General features: G+C 70.2%; 15 protein-coding genes and 1 tRNA gene. 10 read left to right on the plus strand and 6 right to left on the minus strand.

Features of this window, described 5'->3' with window-relative positions; genetic code table 11:
- The coding region (locus VH969_RS17975) for a hypothetical protein (protein WP_331975615.1) at positions 1–215 on the minus strand (215 nt) is incomplete at its 3' end.
- A 159-nt stretch (positions 216–374) separates the two neighbouring features.
- On the opposite strand from VH969_RS17975, the gene VH969_RS17980 reads away from it, so the two are divergent.
- Genes VH969_RS17980 through VH969_RS17990 form a run of 3 tightly spaced genes read left to right on the plus strand, consistent with a single transcriptional unit; the run spans position 375 to position 2,294 of the window.
- A complete protein-coding gene (locus tag VH969_RS17980; protein WP_527249164.1) occupies positions 375–1,118 on the plus strand; it encodes a YbaB/EbfC family nucleoid-associated protein in 744 nt (247 codons plus the stop codon).
- Positions 1,119–1,158: 40 nt separating this feature from the next.
- On the plus strand, positions 1,159–1,479 hold the full coding sequence (locus VH969_RS17985; protein WP_331975619.1) for a hypothetical protein: 321 nt from the start codon (positions 1,159–1,161) through the stop codon (positions 1,477–1,479).
- Positions 1,480–1,490: 11 nt separating this feature from the next.
- Positions 1,491–2,294, plus strand: coding sequence for a hypothetical protein (locus VH969_RS17990; RefSeq protein ID WP_331975621.1), 804 nt, complete (start codon positions 1,491–1,493; stop codon positions 2,292–2,294).
- Between the two features lie 71 nt (positions 2,295–2,365).
- Here VH969_RS17990 and VH969_RS17995 read toward each other — a convergent pair whose 3' ends face one another.
- Together VH969_RS17995 and VH969_RS18000 are read right to left on the minus strand one after the other, a co-directional pair.
- Entirely contained in the window at positions 2,366–2,869 is a 504-nt protein-coding gene (locus VH969_RS17995; RefSeq protein ID WP_331975623.1) for a hypothetical protein, read from the minus strand.
- A 122-nt stretch (positions 2,870–2,991) separates the two neighbouring features.
- Positions 2,992–3,774, minus strand: a complete 783-nt coding sequence (locus VH969_RS18000; protein WP_331975625.1) for an isocitrate lyase/PEP mutase family protein — start codon at positions 3,772–3,774, stop codon at positions 2,992–2,994.
- A gap of 101 nt (positions 3,775–3,875) precedes the next feature.
- Between VH969_RS18000 and VH969_RS18005 the strand changes: the two genes are divergently transcribed.
- Positions 3,876–4,352, plus strand: a complete 477-nt coding sequence (locus tag VH969_RS18005; RefSeq protein WP_331975627.1) for a methylated-DNA--[protein]-cysteine S-methyltransferase — start codon at positions 3,876–3,878, stop codon at positions 4,350–4,352.
- Here VH969_RS18005 and VH969_RS18010 read toward each other — a convergent pair.
- Positions 4,347–4,916, minus strand: coding sequence for a bacterial proteasome activator family protein (locus VH969_RS18010; protein ID WP_414638550.1), 570 nt, complete (start codon positions 4,914–4,916; stop codon positions 4,347–4,349). The two genes, VH969_RS18005 and VH969_RS18010, sit on opposite strands and share 6 nt — an antisense overlap.
- Positions 4,917–5,086: 170 nt before the next feature.
- Here VH969_RS18010 and VH969_RS18015 point away from each other — a divergent pair, with 170 nt between their 5' ends.
- Positions 5,087–6,298: a cysteine desulfurase-like protein gene (locus tag VH969_RS18015; protein WP_331975629.1), complete on the plus strand. Its 1,212-nt coding sequence runs from the start codon at positions 5,087–5,089 to the stop codon at positions 6,296–6,298.
- 30 nt (positions 6,299–6,328) lie between these two features.
- On the opposite strand, the gene VH969_RS18020 is transcribed toward VH969_RS18015, so the two are convergent.
- Positions 6,329–7,312, minus strand: a complete 984-nt coding sequence (locus VH969_RS18020) for an NAD(P)H-quinone oxidoreductase (protein ID WP_331975631.1) — start codon at positions 7,310–7,312, stop codon at positions 6,329–6,331.
- 147 nt (positions 7,313–7,459) lie between these two features.
- Between VH969_RS18020 and VH969_RS18025 the strand changes: the two genes are divergently transcribed.
- A complete protein-coding gene (locus VH969_RS18025) occupies positions 7,460–8,983 on the plus strand; it encodes a M28 family peptidase (protein ID WP_331975633.1) in 1,524 nt (507 codons plus the stop codon).
- Positions 8,980–9,933, plus strand: a complete 954-nt coding sequence (locus tag VH969_RS18030) for a transglutaminase-like domain-containing protein (protein WP_331975635.1) — start codon at positions 8,980–8,982, stop codon at positions 9,931–9,933. Before VH969_RS18025 ends, VH969_RS18030 begins: the two co-directional genes overlap by 4 nt.
- 525 nt (positions 9,934–10,458) lie before the next feature.
- On the opposite strand, the gene VH969_RS18035 is transcribed toward VH969_RS18030, so the two are convergent.
- Positions 10,459–12,174: a bifunctional metallophosphatase/5'-nucleotidase gene (locus VH969_RS18035; RefSeq protein ID WP_331975637.1), complete on the minus strand. Its 1,716-nt coding sequence runs from the start codon at positions 12,172–12,174 to the stop codon at positions 10,459–10,461.
- A 140-nt stretch (positions 12,175–12,314) separates the two neighbouring features.
- On the opposite strand from VH969_RS18035, the gene VH969_RS18040 reads away from it, so the two are divergent.
- The 3 genes from VH969_RS18040 to VH969_RS18050 all read left to right on the plus strand — a co-directional run bounded on the left by VH969_RS18040 (position 12,315) and on the right by VH969_RS18050 (position 15,483).
- Positions 12,315–12,743, plus strand: coding sequence for a MarR family winged helix-turn-helix transcriptional regulator (locus VH969_RS18040; protein WP_331975643.1), 429 nt, complete (start codon positions 12,315–12,317; stop codon positions 12,741–12,743).
- Positions 12,744–12,778: 35 nt separating this feature from the next.
- A tRNA-Ser gene (locus VH969_RS18045) sits at positions 12,779–12,866 on the plus strand.
- Between the two features lie 1,180 nt (positions 12,867–14,046).
- Positions 14,047–15,483: a hypothetical protein gene (locus VH969_RS18050; protein WP_331975639.1), complete on the plus strand. Its 1,437-nt coding sequence runs from the start codon at positions 14,047–14,049 to the stop codon at positions 15,481–15,483.
- Positions 15,484–15,688 lie beyond the last annotated feature (205 nt).

Genomic DNA, 15,688 nt, shown 5'->3' on the forward strand with positions numbered 1-15,688 from the left:
TCGGCCTTGCCGTCGTCGTCGAGGTCGAGCACCGCGGTGTCGGCGATGCCGTCCCCGTCGGAGTCCCACATGACGTCGTCGACGCGGCCGTCGCCGTCGAAGTCGAGAGCCACGCCGTCCGCGGTGCCGTCCCCGTCGACGTCGACGTCCGCCTGCGAGCGGTGGGTGTGCGGATCGCCTTCGCCGGTGCCGAACCGGTACTCGATGTCGGCCATGTCTCCCCCGTTCCGGGATGGGTTGCGCTGAGAGTAGATGTACTGCGCCGGATGGCGGTTCCCCGGTTTGCATCGGCAACGAATAGGGGGTCGCCGGAACGTCGGTTGGGGAGTTTCCGTCGTAGGCTCCGGCGACTTTCGAGGAGGTCGGACATGACCATGCCCGCCGGCTTTGCGGCACTTCACCAACTGCGGGGGGAGGCCGAGCGGATGAGCCGGGTTCTCGGAGCCGCGCAGGACCCCGACGCCACCTACGAAGGGCGCGACGAGACCGAGGCGGTGACCGCGGTCGTCGACGGCGACGGTGTGGTGACCGACTTCGTCCTCGATCGCGAGTGGTACGACAAGCTCGACGCGCGCAAGCTCGGTGCCGCCGTGGTCGAGGCCGTCGAGGCCGCCGGCATCGCGCGGCTGACCGGCTGGGCCGAGAAGGTCGCCGAGGCAGAGGAGAACGAGCCGCCCGCGAAGGCGTCCGCGCTGCCGGCGCCGCCCGCCATGCCGGTCGACATCAGGCCGTCCACGGAGATGATCGACCACCTGCTCTACCTGCTGCACCGTGTCGGCAACGAGTCCGCGGCCGAGACGAAGGCCGCCGAGGCCGGGGCGCAGTTCAAGCCCCGCCCGATCCGGGGCGGCAGCGCGGGCGGGCACGTCACGGTCGCGCTGGACGGCCGCAAGGTCGTCGAGGTCCGGATCGAGACCGACACCCGCTGGATCGGCACCGCGAACCACCTGGAGATCGCGAGCGAGCTGCGCGGCGCGTTCGTCGCGGCCTACGAGAACGTGGCCGAGGCGGCCCCGCGCCGCCGTGCCGACAGCGCCATCGCCGAGCTGCAGTCGCTGACCGCCGACCCGCAGGAGTTCGTCGCGAAGCTCTTCGGCGTGCGGCCGCCGCAAGCCTGACTCTCATTCCCGACAACAGAAGAAGACCAGGAGGACCTCGATGGCCCCGACCCCCGACCAGTACCAGGTCGCCTTACAGGCCCTGAGAAACGACGCGGACAAGTGGGAGCAGTGCTCGGCCGACCTCGGCGCCGCGAAGGGCACCGCGGACGGCCTGGACCTGGCGGCGCTGCACTTCTCCTACGTCGCCGACAAGCTCGGCGTCACCGCGCTGTACCAGCAGTTCCAGACCAAGATGGTCGGCCTGCTCGGCGAGGGCCAGACGATGTCGGCCAACGTCGCCACGGCGCTGCGCGAGTCCGCGCAGACCTACCAGCAGGAAGAAGAGTCCGGCGTCCACCGTATGAACAACGTCTGGTAGGGGGAAACGACATGGGTGGCGTGTTGGGGCAGGCCGAGTTCGAGGACATCCTGCGCCGGGTGAAGGAGGCGCTGGACGAGATCCCGAAGCAGTTCCAGCGACTGGTGGACAACATCAACAGCGTCCTGGACTGGCTGCCGGGCTGGATCATGGACCGCATCACGGATGCGCTGAAGGCGGTCAGCGACTTCATCGGCAAGGTTCTCACCGAGATCGGCAAGTTCATCACCGAGCCGGGCGTGCCGTGGACGCTGTGGAACCACGGCAGCTCGTGGACGGACGACGTCGGCGCGAAGGCCAGCAACTGGCAGGACGTCTTCACGGCCGGCGCGATGGAGACCGACGACAACTGGTCCGGCTCCGCGGCGAACGCCTACAAGAACGTGCTGCCACAGCAGCAGAAGGCGCTCGGCATGGTCAAGTCCGCCACCGATGAGGTGGACGACCTGCTGACGAAGATGGCGATCGCCATCGGCGTCGCGTGGCTCGCCGTCGTGTCCGCGGTCGTGTCGTTCGTCATCGAGCTGACCGCCGAGGCGGGCGCCGCCGCCACCGGTGTGGGTGCGCCGCCGGCCGCCGCGGCCGCGGGCGTGTCCGCCGCGAAGGTGTGGGGCCTGGTCTCCGCCGCGCTCGCCGTGCTCGAGGCGTTCGTGGCGAGCACGCTGCTCCCGGCCATCAAGGACCTCAACCAGCGGGTGGTGTCGAACGACGGCTTCCCGCAGGGCCACTGGCCGCAGCTGACGTCCGACATCTCGGACTCCAGCCACAAGCAGAACCACGGCGTGCACGCGCCCTGGGAGATGTCCAACGCCTGATTGGAATCGAGGGTCGAGGTGGTGGTCGCCTTGTGGGCGGCCACCACCTCGTTTCGTGCCGCGGTCTCCCGCTACGCCGCGAGGTCCTCGCGTTCGGTCAGGCGGCGGGTCACGGCGATCACCGGGTATGCCGGTGGCAGGGGGCGGGCCGGCCTGGGCGGTTCGATCCACCGCCACGCCGTCCCCACCGGTGCCGGGCGCGGCGTCGGCGCGGTCGGCACGACCACGTGGCTGCCGCGCGCCGCGAGGCGCACGTCGGCCTTCGCGAGCTCGGTCGCCACGCCCGTGCGCAGGCACTCGACCGGCTTGGTCAGGAATGTCCACTTGCGACTATCCGGATCGGTGAGCACCGGCCCGTCCTGCATCGCGAGGCGTAACTCGCCACGCACCGCGTCGCCGAGAGCGGCTGGCATGGTCAGTGCGGCCACCGAGGAGCCGATCGCCACGATCAGCACCCGGTCGCCCACCTTTACGGAGACCGGCCAGCCGAGGAGTTCCTCGTAGGCGGCGCGGCCGTGGGCGAGCTCGCGCAGCCACCATGGAGCGGGCCGGTTCGTGATCGGTGTCGTCATCATCGTCCCCAACGGAGTTCGACGGGTTTTCGAACTGTTCTGGGGCGCGCGCCACCACCCATTTAAGAACCGACCGCATGGTATGTCAATACCGACCAGCCGGTTTGTTTCAAGATCTTCCCAGGTCAGGCCAGCAGGGCGTTCACCGTCCCGAAGTCCAGGTCTGTGGCCTGTGTGTCGTACGTTCCGTCCGCCAGCATCTCCTTGGCACACCGCACGGCCAGGGCGTATGCGGCCTGCGCGATCCCGGAGCCGATGCTCACCCGCGCCACACCCAGCTCGGCGAGCTTCGCCACCGGCGGCGCGCCGGGCCCGGCCATCACGTTGAGCGGCGCGGATATCCGGGAGGCCAACGCAGCGATGATCTCCGGATCCACCACGCCGGGCACGAACACGCCGTCGGCGCCGGCGTCGACGAAAGCCCTGGCGCGGGCCACCGTGTCGGCCAGCCGCGTCCGCGGATCGCCGACTCCGAACAGGTAGCTGTCGATGCGCACGTTGACGAACAGGGACGCGGCCGTCCGCGCCGCCGCGATGCGCTCGGCCTGCTCGCCGACCGGGCGTAAGCCGGGGTAGGCGCCGTCCTCGAGGTTGATGCCGGCCGCGCCCGCGTCGGCCACCGCGCGCACCGTGTCGCCGACCGCCGCGGCCGTCGCGCCGAAGCCCGACTCGATGTCGGCGGTCACCGGCACGCGGGCCCCGGACACGACGCGGGCCACCAGGTCGATCGCCCGGTCGCGGGAGAGCTGGTCGCCGTCCGGGGCACCGAGGCTCCAGGCGACGCCGGCGCTCGTCGTGGCGACCGCGCGGGCACCCGCGTTCTCGATCAACCGGGCGCTGGCGACGTCCCAGGCGTTGGGGAGCACCAGGACGGCGCCCGAGTGCAGTGCGCGAAACTCGTCAATCATGGCCGTACTCCAGCACGGCCCACCGACAGAAACGAGCGCCGCCGACGGCCAGGGCCGATTCCCGCCAGCCGCGGCCCGGGGAGGGGAGCACGGTGGACACCATGGTTCACGCCGTGACGGACAGTCCCATCGGCCCGCTCACGCTCGTCGGCACGGACAGCGCGCTGACCGGCCTCTACATGGCCGAGCACCGCTACGCGCCCGCGTCGTTCGGCGAGCGGGACGACGACGCGTTCCCCGACGCGGTCACGCAGCTGCGCGAGTACTTCGCCGGCACGCGTACGGAGTTCGACGTCGAGCTCGAGCCGGCGGGAACGCCGTTCCAGCAACGGGTCTGGGCCGCGCTGCGCGAGGTCCCGTACGGCGAGACCACGACCTACGGCGAGCTGGCCGCGACCATCGGCAGCCCGACCGCGTTTCGCGCGGTCGGGCACGCGAACGGCCACAACCCGATCAGCATCATCGTGCCGTGCCACCGGGTCATCGGGACGTCCGGTGGCCTCACCGGCTACGGTGGCGGCCTCCCGCGCAAGCGCTTCCTCCTCGCGCTGGAGGCCGGCACGCCCGCGCTGCTATAGGTACTGGCCGGTGCCGCGGATGCCCGGGCCCTCCGGCCCGTCGGGTCCGCCACCGGCGCCCGGCGGCAGCCCGCGGCGCATCTGCTCGAGCTGCACGCGCGCGGCCATCTGCTGGGCGAACAGCGCGGTCTGGATGCCGTGGAAGAGACCCTCGAGCCAGCCGACGAGCTGAGCCTGCGCGATCCGCAGCTCCGCGTCGGACGGCGTGTTCTCCTCGGTGAACGGCAGCGAGAGCCGCTCCAGCTCGTCGCGCAGCTCGGAGGCGAGGCCGTCCTCGAGCTCGGCGATCGACCGCTTGTGGATCTCGCGCAGCCGGCTGCGGCTGGCGTCGTCCAGCGGCGCGGCGCGCACCTCCTCCAGCAGCTGCTTGATCATCGTGCCGATGCGCATGACCTTCGCGGGCTGCTCGACCATGTCACCGACGGACTCGGCGTTGGGCGCGTCTTCGTCGCCGTCGGGAATCTTCGCCGCACCGAGCGGCGAGCCGTCCGGGCCCATCACGACCACGTGCTGCGACTCTCCCCGGCTGCCCCCGCCCCGTTCGGGTTCGCCTGCCTGGTTCATCTGTTCCATCCTCAGCCAGCTCGACATGTCGGCCGCGCCGAACACCTCCGAGCTCGGCCACTGGTTCGGCATCGGCGTCACGTTCCCGAGCGTAGCCTTCGCCGGCCCGGCCGAGCGCGTCGGCCGCCCCCGGGGAAGGGCGGGCCGGATACGTCCGTACGGTGTGGCTCATGGCGTTCGACGTCGCTGCGATTCGGGGACAGTTTCCCGCGTTGGGTGACGGCTGGATACACCTGGATGCGCCGGCCGGAATGCAGGTTCCGGAGCAGGTGGCGACCGCCGTGTCGACCGCGCTGCGCGCCCCGGTGTCCGGGCCCGGCGGCGTGTTCCCCGCCTCGCAGCGCGGGGAGGCGATCGTGGACGCCGCCCGCCGCGCGGTGGCCGACCTCGCCGGCTGCGACCCGGCGGGCGTGGTGCTCGGCCCGAACCCCGCGGTGCTGCTGCAGCGGCTGGCGGACGCGATGGGCAGCGGCTGGGTGATCGGCGACGAGGTCGTCGTGTCGCGGCTCGACCACCAGCAGAACATCGCGCCGTGGCTCGCCGTCGCGCAGCGGGCGGGTGCGACCGCGCGCTGGGCGGAGATCGACATCGAGACGTGCGAGCTGCCGGCCTGGCAGTACGAGTCGCTGATCTCGCACCGCACCAAGGTGGTCGCGGTGACCGCGGCGTCGGGCGTGGTGGGCACCCGCCCGGACCTGCCGAAGATCACGGCGCTCGCGCGGGAGACGAAGTCGCTCGTCGTGGTGGACGCGTCGTCGGCGGCACCGTTCGTGCCGATGGACATCAAGGCGATCGGCGCGGACGTGATCGCACTGTCGGCGAGTGCGTGGGGCGGCACGACCGTCGGCGCGCTGGCGTTCGCGGACCCGTCGTTACCCGACCGGCTCCCGGCGTGCGCGCTCGGCCCGAACGTGAGCGGCCCGGGCCGGCTGGAGCTCGGCCAGCACGCGTACCCGTTGCTGGCCGGGCTGGTCGCGTCGATCGACTACCTGGCCGCCCTCGACGACGCCGCGTCGGGCTCGCGGCGGGAGCGGCTGGCGACGTCGATCGGGTCGGCAAAGTCGTACCAGGCGGGCATGCTGGGCAAGCTGATCTCCGAGCTGCGCGGCCTGCTGCACGTGACGGTGATCGGCGACGCGATGCGCCGGATCCCCGCGCTGTCGTTCACGGTCGCGGACGTGAAGGCGTCGGAGGCGGTGGCCCACCTGGCGGAGCGCGGCATCTGCGCGTTCGCCGACGACGTGCCGAGCGGCGTCTTCGCGGCCCTTGGCGTGGCGGAGGTCGGCGGCGCGGTCCGCATCGGCCTGGCGCACTACACGACCTCCGCGGAGGTGGACGCCCTCGTCGAGGCCGTCGCCGGCCTGTCGGCGCTGCGCAGCTGACCCGTCGTCGCCTCCCCTGGGCCGTCGTGATCAGGGCATCTTCAGGACGAGCTTGCCGAAGACCTCGCCGCTCTCCTCGAGGAGGCGGTGGGCGTCCGGGGCGTGGTCGGCCGGGAGGACCTCGTGCACGATCGGGCGCACGGCGCCCGCCTCGACGAGCGGCCACAGCTGCGTCGCGACCTCCGCGACGATCGCCGACTTCTCCTCGACCGGCCGGTGCCGCAGCGTCGTCGCCGTCACCGAGCCGCACTTGCCCAACAGCTCGGCCAGGTTCAGCTCGCCCTTGACGCCGCCCTGCATGCCGATCACTACGAGCCGGCCGTTGCGGGCCAGCGCGGAGACGTTGCGGGGCAGGTACTTCGCGCCCATGTTGTCGAGGATGACGTCCGCGCCGCGCCCCTCGGTGGCCGCGCGGACCTCCTCGACGAAGTCCTGCGAGCGGTAGTCGATCAGCACGTCCGCACCCAGCTCCGCGCAGCGCGCCAGGCGCTCCGGCGCCCCGGCCGTCACCGCCACCCGCGCGCCCAGCGCCTTGCCGACCTGGATCGCGTGCGTGCCGATCCCGCCCGCGCCGCCGTGCACCAGCAGCGTCTCGCCGGCCACCAGGCCCGCGGTCAGCGCCACGTTCGACCACACCGTGCACGCCACCTCCGGCAGCGACGCGGCCGTGACCGGGTCCATGCCACTCGGCACCGGCAGCACCTGGCCGGCCGGCACCACGACCTTCTCCGCGTAGCCGCCGCCCGCGAGCAGCGCGCACACCTGCGCGCCGACCCGCACGTCGGTGACGCCCTCGCCCAGCTCCGCGACCGTGCCCGAGCACTCCAGGCCGGGCACCTCGCTGATGCCGGCCGGCGGCGGGTACTGGCCCTTGCGCTGCAGCAGGTCGGCGCGGTTCACGCCGGCCGCGATCACGTCGAGCAGGACCTCACCGGGCGCCGGCCGCGGGTCGGGCATCTCGGTCCAGTCGAGAACGTCCGGCCCGCCGGGCTCGCGGATGCTGATCGCATGCATGGCAAGACGGTAAACGGGTGTGGACATCCCTCCAAGTGGGGGTCTTGACCCGCGGGGGCGTACCGGCAAGGGTGTCCACGCCGGATGCGCTGATCGAGTCGGGGCCGATCGCGCGCCGGCTATCCGTCGTTCACGAGAGGAAGCCACATGCCGTCCAAAAAGGCGACATTTCGGGCCGGTGTCGCGCTGCTCGCAGCCGCGATCGGTCTCAGCTTCACCGCGGTGCCCGCAACCGCCGCGCCGAAGTCCCTGCCCGACGGTCCCGCGCTGGCCCGACAGCTCGTCAAGAAGGTCGGCATCACCGGAATCAACAGGCACCTGATCGCGCTCCAGCGCTTCGCCGACCGCAACGACCGAATCCGCGCGGCGGGCACCGAGGGCCACGTGCAGTCCGCCGAGTACGTCGCGACGAAGCTGGAGGATGCCGGCTTCATCGTGACCCGGCAGGAGTTCCCGTTCCTCTTCGACCAGACCCTCGCCGAGTCGCTCTCCGTCGCGGGCACCGACGTGCCGGTCGAGCGGATGACCTACAGCAACAACACACCCGAGGGCGGGGTGACCGGCCCGCTCGTGGTGGTGCCCGCCGACGACACCCCCGGCTGTGAGACCTCCGACTACGACGGTCTGGCCGCCGAGGGCGCGATCGTCCTCGTCAGCCGCGGCGCGTGCACCTTCGGCCAGAAGTCCGACGTAGCCGGCCAGGTCGGCGCCGCCGGCGTGCTGATCTACAACAACGTCCCCGGCGCGCTGGCCGGCACGCTGGGCGGACAGGTCGAGGGTGGCGCCCCGGCCGGTGGCATCACGCAGGCGCAAGGCGCGGAGCTCGCCGGGCAGGGCGGGGCCGAGGTGACCCTCGACCTGCGTGGTGTGGTCGACGAGCGCACCACCTACAACGTGATCGCCGAGACGCAGACCGGCCGGCACGACAACGTCGTGATGGCCGGCGCGCACCTCGACAGCGTGGCCGACGGCCCGGGCATCAACGACAACGGTTCGGGCAGCGCGACGCTGCTGGAGACAGCGCTGCAGCTCGGCAGCACGCCGAAGGTCAACAACGCGGTTCGGTTCTCCTGGTGGAGCGCCGAGGAGCTCGGCCTGATCGGGTCGACCTACTACGTCGACAACCTGACCTTCGAGGAGCAGCTCGACATCGCGCTCTACCTGAACTTCGACATGATCGGCTCGCCGAACGCCGGCTACTTCGTGTTCGACGGCGACGACTCCGACGGCGTCGGCGCGGGCCCCGGTCCGTTCGGCTCGGCGCAGATCGAGACGGCGTTCCAGAACTTCTTCGACGCGGCCGGCGTGCCGACCGAGGGCAAGGACTTCGACGGGCGCTCCGACTACGGCGAGTTCATCGCGAACGGCATCCCGGCGGGTGGCCTGTTCACCGGCGCCGAGATGGTGAAGACGCAGGCGCAGGTCGCCAAGTGGGGCGGCGTCGCGGGCGAGGCCTTCGACAGCTGCTACCACCAGGCGTGTGACAACCTCGGCAACGTGGACCGCGCGGCGCTGGACCGCAACGCGGACGCGGTGGCCTTCGTGCTCGGCTCGTACGCCATCAGCACGGAGGACGTCAACGGCGTGCCGCCGCGCAAGGCCAGGGCCAAGGCCCGGACCACGGCGATGCGCACGATGTCGCTGGATACTCCGGGAGACCGCGAGATGTGAGAGACACCGACGAGGGCGTCCTGTCCGGCTCGGGCAGGGCGCCCTCGTGCATCCGGGAGGTCGGCATGATCGAGTTCTACCGGTCGCACAGCACGTTCAGCGATCCCGGCGCGATGGCCTCCTGGCTGGACGGGACGGCCGGTGAGCCGCCTTCGCTGCGGTTGGCCTCGTCCGGGCTCGTGTTCCACTACCGCGCACACGGCGACATCGCCGGCCACGGGTTCGCGCCGGAGCGCATGGCGGAGATCAACCTGCGCTACGCCGACTCGATGTTCGCGCGGCTGCACGAGCTCAACCCGGACCCGCCCGACGCGCCGCGGCCGGTCACCGACCGGCTCGTCGGCTGCTGTCGCGACTGCACGCTGCTGTTCGTCGCGCTGGCCCGCCACCACGGCATTCCGGCGCGGTCACGGGTCGGCTTCGCTCGTTACCTGGCGCCCGGCTGGGCGATGGACCACGTGATCGCCGAGGTGTGGGACGGCGAACGCTGGCGGCTGGTGGAGCCCGAGATGCCGGCGGGGCACGTCGATCCCACGACCGGCACCGTCCTCGACCTGCTCGACGTGCCACGGGACCGGTTCCTCGTCGCGGCGGACGCGTGGCGGGCGTGCCGGTCCGGCGCCGCCGACCCGGCGAGGTTCGTGGTCGCGCCGGAGCTCGAGATGCCGATCCTGCGCGGCTGGCCGTACCTGCTGCACAACCTCGTGCTGGACCTCGCCGCGCTCAACAAGCACGAGATGATCCTCTGGGACGGCTGGGGCGTCATGGCCTCCGACGTCGACGAGGCGACCGCCGTGCGGATGGACGGCGTGGCCGCGGTGCTCGCCGACCCGGACGCCGGCCTCGACGAGATCAGGGCGGTGTACGCGGCCGAGGACCTGCGGGTGCCGCCCGTGGTGACGAGCCTCGCCGAGCCGGGCGGGCCGCTGACCAGGGTGGAGTTGCGCTGACATAAGCCTGGGCGCGGCGCCGCCGTGGCGTCCGCACCCAGGGTGTCGGAGGTCGAGTAGGGGGCCGCCGCTTCAGGCGGCGAGGATTCCGACCGGGCACACCTGAGTGTCGCCCGACGGGGGAATCAACTCGTCGAGGTGCACCGGAGGTGCGGTTTGCGCACGAGTGCACTCGAACCTGTTGCCGCTCCGCAATCGCGACCGGGACGGGTTCCTCCGGCTCAGCCGCGGGGTCACAGCGAACGGCGGCCCGCTACGTCCTTGTTTCCCAATCCCACGGCATCACCTGCCCTTTCCCGGTGGGCCGTGACCTGTCCGGGCGGCCGACCGTACATTCAGAATGCACCCGTAATCGCGTCGTTACAACCCCGCCACGCATCCTGAACCCGGGGAATTCCGCCGCTACTGTCTGATGGGGACAGTGCGAGGTCCGGGTGGGACGTTCCAGCCGGTCAGGGCACGACGAGCGCCGCCGCCGCCCGGCTGGGCGACGGCGGCGCTGGTTTCCCGCGATGCTGTGGTGTTCTACGGCGCCACGGTGATGCGGTCGGCGGGAGGCGGTGACAGGTTCGGGTTGGCGGTCAGGTACGCGGTGAACGCGTCCAGATCCACCGGCCCGCCGGCCAGGTCCGTACCGTTCCGGAATTCGGTGAACCCGTCACCGCCCGCGGCGATGAAGTTGTTCAACGAAACCCGGTAGGAGGCGTTCGGGTCGACCGGTTGCCCCTGAATCGTGATGTTCGAGATCTTCGAACCGATCGGCGCGGAGCGCGACCAGGTGTAGTGCAGCGTCGAGGAGACCTGCAGGATCCGCACCTGGACCGAGCCGTCCGGCTGCGGCTGCCACTGCTGTTCCAGGACCGCCTTGAGCTGCGCGCCCGTCAGCGTGATCGTCTGCATGATGTTGCTGAACGGCTGCACCGCGAACGCCTCGCCGTAGGTCACGACGCCGTCGCCCTCGCCCGCCGAGGAGCCCGCGAAGGTGAGGTCGTTGCGGATGCCGCCGGGGTTGGTCACCGCGATGACCGGGCTGTTCGCCTGGGTCGCGGCCAGCTGCCCGTCGGCGATGACGTCACCCAGCGGCGACTCGCCGGACTCCGGCGCGGCCCGGACCAAGTCGGTTGTGATGGAGCCGACCTGCGCGTTCGCGATCGGCGCCGACTTGGCGGTGGCCTCGTCGACCAGCGCCTGCGCGGCCGGGTCCGGCGTAACCGTGCGGGTCACGATCTCGTTGTGCGCCACGGTCTGGTCACGCACGACGTCCCGGGTGCGCTTGTCGATCTTCAGGTCCACAACGGACACCAGGCGGCCGAACGACGAGCCCTCGATGACCGTGCGGGGGTTGCCGGCCGGGTCGTCGATGACGCAGTTGTACTGCTGGTGGCTGTGGCCGGCGAGGATCACGTCGACCGACGGCGACGCCGCCTGCGCGATCGCGGTGGCCGCGCCGGGGACCGTCCGGCAGTCGTTCGGGCCGCCGCCCTCGGTGTTGTCGCCCTGGTGCATCGTGACGACCTGGGTCCGGATGCCGAGCTTGTCCAGCACCTTCGACGTGCGGTTGATCGCCTCGACCTCGTCGCCGAACTTCAGGCCCTCGATCGCCTCGGGGGTGACGACGTCCGGCACGCCCTCGAGCGGGAGGCCGATGATGCCGATCGGCACGCCGCCGGAGACCTTGATCGTGAACGGCAGCGCGGCGGGCAGGCCGTTGTCGAACGTGACGTTCGCACCGAGGTACGGGAACTTGGCGCCCTTGAAGGAGTCGTGGAACTGGCAGCCGTCTGTCGGGTGGCAGCCGCCGAACTGCATGCGCAGCAGCTCGCGGTAGCCCTCGTCGAACTCGTGGTTGCCGAGGGACGACGCCGTGAGCCCGAGGAGGTTGAGCAGCTCGATGGTCGGCTCGTCGTGGAACAGTGCCGAGTTGAGCGGCGAGGCGCCGATGTTGTCGCCCGCGGAGAGCACCATCGAGTTGCGTACCTGCGCCCTGAGCTGCTTGACGTGCGTGACGAGGTACGCCGCGCCGCCCGCGTCCACGGTCGTGCCGTCAGACAGCGTCACGCGGCCGGACGAGCCGGACGGCGGCGTGAGGTTGCCGTGCAAGTCGTTGATGGAGATGAGCCTGATGTCTGTGGTCTTCGGCGCAGGGGCCGCGGTGGCAGTCGCGCTCGCGAGCCCGGCGACCGCGACCATGGCGGCGGTGGCCGCCACGGTCCGGCGCGCGAAGCGGGTAGATAACTTCATGATCCTCCGTCCGGTACGCCCGACTCCCGCGCGGGCGCGGGCAGAGTCTGCACGCCGCGAGCGGGGATTTCCAGACCCGATCTACCCTTGTCGTTGTGACGTTGGCGGAGGAGGAGCCGCGCTGGCTCGATCCGGAGGAGATGCGAGCCTGGCGCGCGTACGTGCTCGGCAGCGAGTTGTTGCGCAAGCAGCTCAATCGTGAGCTGCAGGACCGTCACGGAATGACGCTGGCCGATTACGAGGTGATGGTCCGCCTGTCCGAACCGGACGATCGCAGGATGCGGATGGCGGCCCTGGCGAACGAGGTCGCGTCGTCGAAGAGCAGGCTGTCCCACCAGATCACGCGGCTGGAACACGCAGGCCTGGTCCGTCGCGTCGACTGCGGCGACGATGCCCGCGGTGTGTTCGCCGAGCTGACGCAGAAGGGGATGGACCGCCTACGCGAAACCGCCCCGACGCACGTCTTCGGCGTCCGCGCCCACCTGATCGACCTGTTGACGGATTCCGAGCAGACCGACCTGGCGACCGTCTTCGAGCGAGTCCTCAAACACCTGCGCAACCTGCCCTGACCCGGCCGCCCGGGCGCGGCTACCCTGCTGGGCAGGGAGGCGTGGCAGAGCGGCCGAATGCACCTGTCTTGAAAACAGGAGACCTTCACGGGTCCGGGGGTTCAAATCCCTCCGCCTCCGCCACTGCGACCAGCGCAAATGCACTCCTTGGCCGTTCCCTTGAGCGTGCCCGTGACACGCGGGTCTCATTCGCCCACCGCTGGCTGGTCTCTCAGAGCTTCCCTCACACCCGGCGGCGACCGCGCCGGTTGGCCGCCCTCGAACAGCACCGATCCAGGGCCCGAGGGGAACCCAGGTGGTCGATGTCGTCCCTCGGTGCGTTCGGTCGCGGCGACGGCGGTGAGGAACGCGTGCGCGAGCATCGCCAGAACGGTCCAGCCGGGGGCGACTTTCCTCGAGCAGCATCATCGCGACTTGGCAGGAGGCGCTAGGAGCCGCGACGAAATACATTTGATATGAGCGAGATTTGTGCGACAAGTTGTCGACATCAACGCGGCAACCGTGGCCGAGGTAGGTACGTAGACAATTCCATGTTAGCTTCCGGTTTGCTTGGACAGATTCTCTCTCAGGAGCACCAGGAGTACTGCTCCGAAGCGCGGGTATCGGTTCAGGACGTATTCAACTATCAGAATCTTGGATATTTCAGGTGTGGTTAATCGAAAAAGACAAACAGCCTGTCGTGCCAAAGCTTGGAAGCGTCATTGTTTCCGCAGTCCTGTGTACGTGGCGAAGTAAGTCGCAGCGGGTCGGGCCGGTGTGACAGTCGCGCCGCGGACGCGGTGTGTACCCGCCGGCATCGGAGCGCACGAGGCGCCGCTTCGCCGCGACCCGCGAGACGGAGGATGCCAGGGACGTGCTGCTCGATCGGCGGCATGCCCGGCGCCGACACGTCGCTCTCCCGCCGGCGCCGCCGAGCCGGCGGCTGACTTTGATGCCTGTGTGGACGGTCGGATCGGCGGTGCCGCCGGACCTTCCTGTCCGGCCGGCATCCCGGCCAGTGCCCTGGCGCATCGAACTGACGGTCACGCGCCCGCTCAACCACGCCGGTGTCCGTAGCCGGCTGTTGCGGCACTCCGGTCTAACCACCCTTGCCCGCTGCACGGCGTCGATTTTCCTGGAACGTCCTCCGTATGCCGCGGTGGCCACCACGGGGATCCGAATCATGATCTCGACTGGATGCGGGGCAACCCGTAACGTTGGCTCGTTCGTAGGCCTTCTCGACAAGCCCGGAGGAAACGTGCGACTGCGCGCGCCCGTCTCGATCGGTTCCCGTCCTGACCGGCCGCCGCGAAGGTCGCCGCGAATGTTGGCCCGGGCACTGGTGCTCGCGGCGATCGTTCTGGCGACGCTGCCGGTGACCGGTAACCGCCAGGCGCACGCAGCCGTGCCGCTCCTGACGAAGGCGCAGCGACAGGCCTACCTGAACTACTACGCCCCGGTGATCTTCAAGCGCGCCAACGAGAACGACGGCCAGGACGGCCGCGACTGGCTGACCAACTTCGACTTCGACCAGGACCACAACTTCGCGACCAACCGGGTCCACTGGCTCGAGAGTGAGCACTACGTCGCCGCTTCCGCGGCCAACGCGACCACCAGCCCGTACGCCAGCTGGCGTATCCGCCCGACGCTCTACACGTCCCTGATCGAGTACATGAACGGCGGCAGCAAGTCGCTGGTGCTGCTTTACCACGTGTACAACGCGGAGGACAAGGAAGGCTCCGCCATCCACGACTGGGAGCGCGTCGAGCTCGTCGTGAACAACGTCACCGGCACGCCGGGGTCGACCGGTGAGTACGTGAACAACTCGACGATCACCCACCACCACGAGCACATCATCCGCAAACGCGGCGACTTCGGCTTCAACTTCATGAACACGTCGACGGGCAGGCACCTGATGGTCTGGCAGGCCGACGAGGCCGGCAGTTCCCTGGCCACCCATGCGCACGAGCTGCGGTACGTCAACGACAGCTACAGCTCGCTGGTGAGCCAGCCGGTGACGAACGACGCCGAGGTGGAGATCAGCGGCAAGGACGAGAACAAGAATGTGCACTACATCTTCGTCCCGCAGGCGTCCTCGGCCGCGGTCAGCGCCTGGGGCGCGCGGCCGGTGAACTTCGCCAACGCCTCGACGCTGTGCAGCGGCTACGACAACGAGGACACCGTCGACTGGTATCAGGCCAAGCGCGTCACCTACGAGCTGCAGGACATCGCCGACATAATCCCGACCCACTGGGCGCAGAACCCGGCCTGGTCCACGCACTGGCTGTCGTCCGCGGTCGATGACGTGGTCCTGGAGTCCCCGGTGGTCAACGAGGCCGGTGCGGTCGAGGTGAGCACCGGCCGCCAGCGCTTCTACAGCGGCTCCCGGGACGACGGGGCGTCGGACCTCACCGACGGCCGCGAGGGGCTCATCCACAAGGAGTGGCTCTACGGCGCCTACTCCGCCGAGGCGGACGAGGACCGCGAGGGCACCTCCGAGCACTACCCGGCGTACGAGGGGACCGGCGTCGACAGCACCGGCTGGACCCGGCAGATGGCCAGCGCGCGCTACGACTCACCCAACTCCTACTGGTGGCAGCACGACTTCTTCGTGCACGACGGCACCGTCAACACCAGCGCCTCGACCGAGAACGGCCAGTGGCTGCGCGGCGCCTGGTACACCGCCGCCAACGGCGGGTTCGACGGGCGCTGGGTGCAGCTCTTCGACGATCGCCCGGGGCTGGAGCCCACCATGCCCTGACATCGACATCGACATCGAGTTCTGACAGAGATGATGTAGGTGAGCACCTCCCGACGGGGTCTGACCCAAGTTCTGACTGACTTCGGGTCTTTACCGGGATCTGTCGTCCCTGGTCGGGAGGTGCTCGTGTGCACTCACCGTGCGTGGCGTTGTGACTTAATAGGAGCCTGGCCAGAGGCCCCATCTCTGTCTTGTCCGTTCGCCC

The organism is Actinophytocola sp. (genome assembly GCF_036555685.1).
GTDB lineage: Bacteria > Actinomycetota > Actinomycetes > Mycobacteriales > Pseudonocardiaceae > Actinophytocola.

What these genes read in the sequence shown, in the direction of transcription:
- VH969_RS18040 (WP_331975643.1), top strand. Translation starts at nt 12,315, where the DNA reads ATGCGAGCCTGGCGCGCGTACGTGCTCGGCAGCGAGTTGTTGCGCAAG.
- VH969_RS18005 (WP_331975627.1), top strand. Translation starts at nt 3,876, where the DNA reads ATGGTTCACGCCGTGACGGACAGTCCCATCGGCCCGCTCACGCTCGTC.
- VH969_RS17980 (WP_527249164.1), top strand. Translation starts at nt 375, where the DNA reads ATGCCCGCCGGCTTTGCGGCACTTCACCAACTGCGGGGGGAGGCCGAG.
- VH969_RS18010 (WP_414638550.1), bottom strand. Translation starts at nt 4,916, where the DNA reads ATGAACCAGGCAGGCGAACCCGAACGGGGCGGGGGCAGCCGGGGAGAG.
- VH969_RS17990 (WP_331975621.1), top strand. Translation starts at nt 1,491, where the DNA reads ATGGGTGGCGTGTTGGGGCAGGCCGAGTTCGAGGACATCCTGCGCCGG.
- VH969_RS18050 (WP_331975639.1), top strand. Translation starts at nt 14,047, where the DNA reads ATGTTGGCCCGGGCACTGGTGCTCGCGGCGATCGTTCTGGCGACGCTG.
- VH969_RS17995 (WP_331975623.1), bottom strand. Translation starts at nt 2,869, where the DNA reads ATGATGACGACACCGATCACGAACCGGCCCGCTCCATGGTGGCTGCGC.
- VH969_RS18000 (WP_331975625.1), bottom strand. Translation starts at nt 3,774, where the DNA reads ATGATTGACGAGTTTCGCGCACTGCACTCGGGCGCCGTCCTGGTGCTC.
- VH969_RS18035 (WP_331975637.1), bottom strand. Translation starts at nt 12,174, where the DNA reads ATGAAGTTATCTACCCGCTTCGCGCGCCGGACCGTGGCGGCCACCGCC.
- VH969_RS17985 (WP_331975619.1), top strand. Translation starts at nt 1,159, where the DNA reads ATGGCCCCGACCCCCGACCAGTACCAGGTCGCCTTACAGGCCCTGAGA.
- VH969_RS18015 (WP_331975629.1), top strand. Translation starts at nt 5,087, where the DNA reads ATGGCGTTCGACGTCGCTGCGATTCGGGGACAGTTTCCCGCGTTGGGT.
- VH969_RS18020 (WP_331975631.1), bottom strand. Translation starts at nt 7,312, where the DNA reads ATGCATGCGATCAGCATCCGCGAGCCCGGCGGGCCGGACGTTCTCGAC.
- VH969_RS18025 (WP_331975633.1), top strand. Translation starts at nt 7,460, where the DNA reads ATGCCGTCCAAAAAGGCGACATTTCGGGCCGGTGTCGCGCTGCTCGCA.